The 6,844-nt window shown below is 73.3% G+C and carries 8 protein-coding genes; 4 read left to right on the forward strand and 4 right to left on the reverse strand.

Translation table 11 applies throughout. The features are described 5' to 3' along the window. Positions 1-601, forward strand: a 601-nt coding sequence (locus tag ACWEPF_RS39265) for an RICIN domain-containing protein (protein ID WP_452176437.1), incomplete at its 5' end; no start/stop codon positions are given. 192 nt (positions 602-793) lie between these two features. Here ACWEPF_RS39265 and ACWEPF_RS39270 read toward each other — a convergent pair. Then, positions 794-1,555 carry a hypothetical protein gene (locus ACWEPF_RS39270; protein ID WP_452176438.1) on the reverse strand — a complete coding sequence of 254 codons (762 nt, stop codon included), beginning with the start codon at positions 1,553-1,555 and terminating at the stop codon, positions 794-796. A 282-nt stretch (positions 1,556-1,837) separates the two neighbouring features. Here ACWEPF_RS39270 and ACWEPF_RS39275 point away from each other — a divergent pair, with 282 nt between their 5' ends. Continuing rightward, a complete protein-coding gene (locus tag ACWEPF_RS39275) occupies positions 1,838-2,161 on the forward strand; it encodes a hypothetical protein (RefSeq protein WP_345288355.1) in 324 nt (107 codons plus the stop codon). 43 nt (positions 2,162-2,204) lie between these two features. Here ACWEPF_RS39275 and ACWEPF_RS39280 read toward each other — a convergent pair whose 3' ends face one another. Then, complete coding sequence (locus ACWEPF_RS39280) at positions 2,205-2,612, reverse strand: hypothetical protein (RefSeq protein ID WP_452176439.1); 408 nt, start codon at positions 2,610-2,612, stop codon at positions 2,205-2,207. A 55-nt stretch (positions 2,613-2,667) separates the two neighbouring features. Next, on the reverse strand, positions 2,668-3,603 hold the full coding sequence (locus tag ACWEPF_RS39285; RefSeq protein ID WP_452176440.1) for a LysR family transcriptional regulator: 936 nt from the start codon (positions 3,601-3,603) through the stop codon (positions 2,668-2,670). Between the two features lie 118 nt (positions 3,604-3,721). Between ACWEPF_RS39285 and ACWEPF_RS39290 the strand changes: the two genes are divergently transcribed. Together ACWEPF_RS39290 and ACWEPF_RS39295 are read left to right on the forward strand one after the other, a co-directional pair. Further along, complete coding sequence (locus ACWEPF_RS39290) at positions 3,722-4,546, forward strand: inositol monophosphatase family protein (protein WP_452176441.1); 825 nt, start codon at positions 3,722-3,724, stop codon at positions 4,544-4,546. Between the two features lie 42 nt (positions 4,547-4,588). Continuing rightward, positions 4,589-5,221, forward strand: a complete 633-nt coding sequence (locus ACWEPF_RS39295) for an NADPH-dependent F420 reductase (RefSeq protein WP_452176442.1) — start codon at positions 4,589-4,591, stop codon at positions 5,219-5,221. Positions 5,222-5,267: 46 nt separating this feature from the next. Here ACWEPF_RS39295 and ACWEPF_RS39300 read toward each other — a convergent pair whose 3' ends face one another. Further along, positions 5,268-6,074, reverse strand: a complete 807-nt coding sequence (locus ACWEPF_RS39300) for a hypothetical protein (protein ID WP_452176443.1) — start codon at positions 6,072-6,074, stop codon at positions 5,268-5,270. Positions 6,075-6,844: the final 770 nt, after the last annotated feature.

The following is a 6,844-nucleotide window of genomic DNA, read 5'->3' on the forward strand; positions in this document are numbered from 1 at the left end:
CTTCGGGTTCACGGCCGCAGGGACCGCCTCCGCGCAGGTGCCGGCGGCGGAGAAGACCGTCACGGTGACCGTTCAGGGCGCCGACCTGCGGGGATTCACCTCGCTCGGTCCTGACCGGGTCCAGCAGTACCTGGGCGCCAAGGGCGGCACCCTGGCGCAGCAGGGCATCGGATTCAACGGAGCCTACGACCACATCATCAACAACAACAGCAACCAGTGCCTCGCCGTCCCCGGCGGCAGCACCGCCGACGGCACCGGGCTGATCCAGTGGCCCTGCGGCACCTGGAACGACCATTACTGGACGGCCAACTACAAGTTCACCGAAAGCGGCTACTACTGGTACCAGGTCGTCAACTACAACAGCGGAAAGTGCCTCGCCGTCCCGGGGGCCAGCACCACCGCCGGCACCCAGGTGATCCAGTGGCCGTGCGGTACCTGGCGCGACCACTACTGGGCCTTCCTGGTCGATTCCAGCAACCGGCTCCACATCGTGAACTACAACAGCCGCCAGTGCCTGGCCATCCCGGGCGCCAGCACCGACAACGGCGCCCAGGTGATCCAGTGGCCGTGCGGCACCTGGGCCGACCACTACTGGCACTGAACCCGCTTGAGCGAGAGGTGATCTGAGGTCACGTCACAGGCCGACTCAAGGCTGCAGCTCATCACTGCTCATCACCGCTCACCGACCCGCCCTGACGCCGCCGTGTGCCGGGGCGAGCCGGTGCCGTCGGACGGCCCTGCGGGGTGCGCACCGAGCTGACCGGGGCGAGTGCGCGGCGCAGCTGACCGTCGGTCAGCCCGACCGCCGTTCCGAGTCCTCGGCGCCGGGGTCTCCGATTCGGGCCATCAGGTCGCTTCCCTCCTGCGTGAGGACCACGGGAAGGTCAGCGCCACCGTGGGTGGCGACCTCGGTGAAGCTGCCCTCGAACCACCAGTACACCGAGGGGGTCAGGTTGCCCGGAGCCTCCGTGAACGCGGCGGCCGCGAAGCGCGCCATGCCGTGCAGCGAGGGAACCACCGCCAGATCGCGGACGACGTGGAAGGCGAGTGCGTGCCGGTGCGGCAGCGCGACCAGGATCCCGTGCGGCGACGGCAGGTCCCCGGAGTAGAGGGCCGCGACCTCGTCGATGATCAGGGCGAGGGACCCGATGAAGTAGGAGTCGCCCGTCAGGACGTCGAAGCGGGCGCCGTTGTCGCCCGTCACCACCTCGTGCCGGTCGGCCTCGACGGCCCGGAGGTTCCGGAACGCACGCTCCCGCAGGGCCTCCTGGCCGCCGAGCGCGGCGAGGGAGTCCTCGGGCAGCAGGTCGACGGTCTCCGGAAGGTCGAGTGCCAGCACCTCCAGCAGGCCCGGGACCGAGCGGGGACCGTAGCCGAAGGCCTTCAGGCTCGCGGGGTCACTCGTCACCAGGCGGGGGTGGACCCGGGTCAGGAGCTCCTCGCGCGGCAGGGCCGGGAGAGACTGCCGCACGGCCACCGAGCGGACCACCCGGGCGACGTGTTCGTTCACCAGGGCCGGCCAACTCCGGGGGCCACCGCCGTCGTTGTGGCACACCGCCGCCAGGTTGGCGAGGTTGAAGTTCCACCCCGTACCCGCGGTCGCGCTGCCGGTCCGACCGTCACGTCGAGGCCGTGCCCCGCGAAGGCCTCCCGGACGAGATCACGCAGCCGCGTGGCTTCGGCCTCCGACAGGAGCGTCAACTCCCCGTCGCGCGGGACATCCGCCCCGTCCCGTCGCTCTCTACGCCGAAAAATGCCCATGGTGTCCCCCTGTTGTCGAGGATCCGGATCCTAGCGGCGACCGGCCGGCTCGCTGCGGGCCGGGTAACCTCGCCCCGTGGTGGACCAGGAGCAGTACGACCGGTACCGGGACGACGCGAAGGTGCTGGCGGCGATCGGGGTGCGGGTCGACGCGCAGGCCGGCCGGGTCACCGTTCGGCTGCCCAGGAGCGTGGCGCAGGCCGCGGTGGACGCGTGGGAGCGCGACGAGGAGGGCGGGGTCGGGCCCGAGTCCAACGAGCAGTACGTGCTGAGGGACCGGGCCGCAGAGCTGGCGTTCATCGGCCTCGCGATCTCGCAGCGCGGCCGCTGGGAGGGCGAGGAGGTCGTGGTCGACCTCGACGTCGCGTCCGCCGGGGCGGCCGTGCGGGCGTCGCAGTAGCCGAGCCGAGGTGGTCGGCGGGCTGCTGCGGTCGGCCGGGCGGTCAGGCGAGGCGGTACTCCATGAAGCCGCGCGCCGGCTTCGCGGCGGCCACCGTCTGCGCGGCGGCGAGCAGCAGGAAGGCCGCGCCGTACTGGGGTCGGCCTTCGAGGTCCAGGAGGAGCGAGGTGCCGTAGGCGCCGTGGAGGGCGGCCAGGGCGAGGAGGCTCCAGGAGCGGCGCCGGGTGCGGTGGCCGAGCACGCGGACCACGTGCCGCACGCCGCACAGCGTGAGGAGCAGGAGCGCGCCGAAGACCGCGATCACCGGAATGCCGGTGGTGACTCCCCAGGGCTCCCCGATGTCCGTGAGGCCCACGGCGTACATGGCCATGGAGAAGAAGCCCATGGCGACCAGGGCCATGGCCTCCAGGGCCAGCAGTGCACCCACCACCGCAGTCGTCACGTCACGCACGGGCCGTCCTCCTGATCGGTCTCCGAGATGCCGCGCGCAGCTTATTTGAACGGGTTCAATCTGTCGAATGGCTGGTCGGCGCAGGTCCACCGTCCGGGAACAGGGCGCGGACGGTCTCGGTGGCGAGCTCGCGCAGCCAGGCGTGCGCGCGGTCGTCGTCGTAGCGCTGATGCCACAGCAGGTACAGCGGGACCTCGGGCATCGGGACCGGCAGGGGCAGGGTGACCAGCCCGAGCCGGTGGCGGTCCGCACGGGTGACCGCCTCGGGGAGGGTGGCCACCAGGTCGCCGGCGAGGGCGAGTTGGAGGGCGAAGGCGGCGGTGGGCCCGGCGGCGACGACGCGCCGTTCGAGACCGCGGGCGGACAGGGCGTGGTCGATCGCGTCGTGCAGCCGGCCGCGCCGGGAGAGCGTGAGGTGTTCGGCGGCGGCGTAGCGCTCGATGGTCAGCGTGCCTTCGGTGAGGGGGTGGCCCGGCCGGACGGCGACCGCCAGGCGGTCGCTGCCGACCAGGCGGTGGCGGATGTCGGGGAGGGTCGGCGGGCTGGAGCTCGACTCCAGGTCGACCTCGCCGCGGCGCAGCTCGGCGTCGTCCGTGCCGGGTTCGGCGGAGAGGCGCAGCCGGACGCCGGGGGCGTCGCGGTGGACGGCCGTGATCAGGGCGGGGCCGCAGGCGGAGGTGAGGGTGTCGTGCCAGCGCACGGTGAACACCCGCTCCAGGGAGGCCAGTTCGAGGTCCTGCCGGGCCGACAGCAGCCGGTGCGCCTGCTGGACCAGGGCGTGGACCTCGGCGCGGATGGCGAGTGCGCGGGTGGTCGGGACCATGCTGCGGCCGGTGCGGACCAGGATCTGGTCGCCGGTGGCCTTGCGGATGCGGCCCAGGGAGCGGCTCATCGCGGGCGCGGTGACGTGCAGGCGGGCGGCGGCGCCGGCGACGCTGCCCTCCTCCAGCAGGGCGTCCAGGGCCGTGAGGAGGTTCAGGTCCAATTGCATGAGAGTAACTCTACAAGTGCAGAGCATGCACTTGTTGTTCATCGTCGGGGCTTCTACCTTCGAAGTGCGGGCGAGCGGACGAGCCGCCCGGAACCATCGAAGCCCTGGGGAGACCTTCATGAGCACTGCCATGCCCTTCGCCGCCGACTCCGCCGCCGACCTGACCCTGCTGGCCGAGGTGACCGAGGCGGTCGTGAACGCCGGTCGCACGCTGCGCGAGCGCCACACCCCGCACGCCCGGGGCGTGAGCCTGGACGAGGTCGTCGCCGAGATCCACGCCAACGACGACGCGGTCCTCGCGGTGCTGCGGGAGCCGCTGCTGCGGGCCCGCCCCGGATCGCGGTGGGCCGAGGACGAGCTGGCCGGCGGCGCGCTCCCGTCGGGGGAGTGGTGGGTCGTCGACCCCGCCGAGGGCAACATCAACCACGTGCACGGCATGGACGACTGGTCGGTGACCGCCACCCTGGTCCGCGACAACCGGCCGGTGCTCACCGTCGTCCACCTGCCGCTGACTGGCGACACGTACACCGCCGTGGCCGGCGCCGGCGCGCACCTCAACGGCCGGCCGCTGACGGTGTCCGCCAAGACCGACCTGGGCGCCGCGCTGATCGGCACCGGTCAGGCCCGGCCGGGCGAGGACGAGCGCACCTTCCGGCGGATCGGCGAGTCCGTCACGGCGATGCTGGTCAACGGTCTCGTCGTGCGGGTGTCGGTGCCCGCCACGATGCAGCTCATCCACGTCGCCGCCGGACGGATGGACGCCTTCTGGCAGTTCTCCGACGTCCGCTCCGGACTGGTGGCCGGCGCCCTGCTGGTCGCCGAGGCCGGAGGCACCGTCACCGACCTGGCGGGACGCCCCTGGACCACGGGCAGCCCTGACTTCCTGGCCTCGGCCCCCGGCCTGCACGCCGCGGCCCTCAAGGTCCTCGCGCCCCTCGCCTGACCCGGCATCACCTCCCTCCCGACACCTGAGGAGCACCACCCCATGACCACCATCGCCATCCTCGGCGCCGGCCGCGTCGGCACCGACCTCGCCCGCAAGCTCTCCGCCGCCGGACACCACGTCACCCTCGGCGCCCGGAACCCGGCTTCCGCCTCCGCCCCGCACCCGGCCGTGGCCGTGGCCGACCAGCGCACCGCCGCCCGCACGGCCGAGGTGGTGATCAACGCAACCCCCGGCCACACCTCGCTGGAACTCCTGGCCGGCCTGCGCTCGGAGCTCGCCGGGAAGATCCTCGTCGACGTCTCCAACGCCACCCACGACGCGGCGGACGGCCTGCCCGGCGAGCTCTGCCACCCCGGCGGCAGTCTGGCCGAACTCCTGCAGGCCGCCCTCCCCGACACCCACGTGGTCAAGACCCTCAACACCATGCTGTTCACGGTGATGACCGCCCCGGAGAGCCTGGCCACCCCGCCGACCGCCTACCTCTCGGGCGACGACCCGGACGCCAAACGGACCGTCACCGGTCTTCTCGGCGACCTGGGTTGGCAGCCCGGATGGATCGAGGACCTCGGCGGCATCGCCACCGCCCGCGCCACCGAGGCGATGATCCTCGTCGTGCCCCACCTCCTGCGCCGGGACGGCTTCAGGCCCTTCGCCGTCTCGCTCGCCCGCTGAGTCGCCGGGCCGCTCGGGTCGCCGGGCGCCGTGGTGGCCGCTCGGGTCACCGGGCGGCGGTGGCCGCCCTCCAAGCGGCGACCGCCTCGGTGAGCCGCTCCCGCTCCTGGTCGTACTGCCGCTTGCGGTGGCCGTTCGCCCCGGACGGGTGCGGGAAGCCGAACAGGCAGCGCTCCGCGCTGATGCGCCCCGAATCCACCGAGAGCTGCACCGCCTCGGTGGCCGCCTTGCCGAACGGGATCACCAAGGCCTCCGGCATCGCCGCCAGTTCGGCCCCGAGCGCCTGCTCGGCGAAGGTCCGCAGCACCGGAATCCTGGTCAGCGACGCCCCGTTCCAGTTCGCCCCGTCCACGAACACCGCGTGCCCGACCGCCGAGGTGAACGCCGCCACCCGCTCCTGCGGGTCCCAGAGCCGGGCCGTGGTCGCCAGCCCCAACGCGTCGGCCAGGCCGATCCCGTCGAGCATCGCCACCGCGTGGGTGCGGATCGCGCCGCCGAAGGCCCCGGTCTGCTTGGCCAGTCGGACCGCCTCGTCCGGCTCCGCCCCCGCGAGCAACGCCGCGCGGGCCGCCTGCACGGCGAGGTGCAGCTGGCGGCGGCCCGGCGTGATGCCGACCAGTGCCACCCGGGCCGCAGGGTCGATCCGGTCGAACGGCACGTAGTAGATCTCCCAGCGGCGGCCGCTCAGCGTCTCCTGGTGCAGCAGCAGCTCCGGCCGGCTCACCGACTGCTCGTCCAACCCCTCGGGCAGCGCCCGCAGCACCGGGGCGAACCGCTCGATGCACCAGCCCGCCGAGAGCGGCCCGTCCGCCGGCAGCTGCTGGTACGCGCACACGTGCGGGGCTTCGACCACGGCGCACCCCCTCTTCCCTGATCACTCGTCAACGGGCGCGGTCAGCCTAGCTGTGGCCGGACGGCCGCCGGGCCGGATCGGACGAGGAACGCGGCGGAAGGAGTGACTCGGGCGTCGACCCGGGTGACGCCGCTCTCCACGGCGACCACCGAGTTGGCGACGCCCAGCCGTGGAGTGGGCGGAGATCCGCCCGGGCGGTGGCGCGCCGGTGACTGCGCCGGCCCGGGACCGCGGGGTCGAATGCATCCGCCCCGTCCGCGCGGTGACGAGGACTCAGCTGCTGCTCACCGCTCACCGGTCGATGGTGGGGCCGTACCGGGAACGGACGCCCCGGACCTCCGGCAGCGACCGAGTGTGCCGTGGTGGCTGGGGCCCGCGTGGGCGCGGGGCCTGACGGTCTGTCGGGGGTGGGGGAGGGAGTGCCGCCGGGGACCGCTTGTGCGGAGCGGTGCCCGGCGGCTCGGTGGACGGTGCGCCGACCCTCAACGGCTACCGTCCGTGCTCCCGTCCGGTGCCGGGGAGTTGGCCGTCGCTGGTGCCATCGTGACGACCCCGCCCGGGCGGGAGGTGGTGGACTGCCGCCGGCCCGGGGTCAGGGCATGGCCGGTGGCAGTCCGGTTCTGGGGTGGTCAGCCCTGGTCGTTGGCCGGGAGCTGCGACTGGATGGTGTTCATGACGGAGGCGTCGGCGAGGGTGGTGGTGTCGCCGACCTCGCGGCCTTCGGCGATGTCGCGGAGCAGGCGGCGCATGATCTTGCCGGAGCGGGTCTT

It is taken from the genome of Kitasatospora sp. NPDC004289, assembly GCF_053602875.1.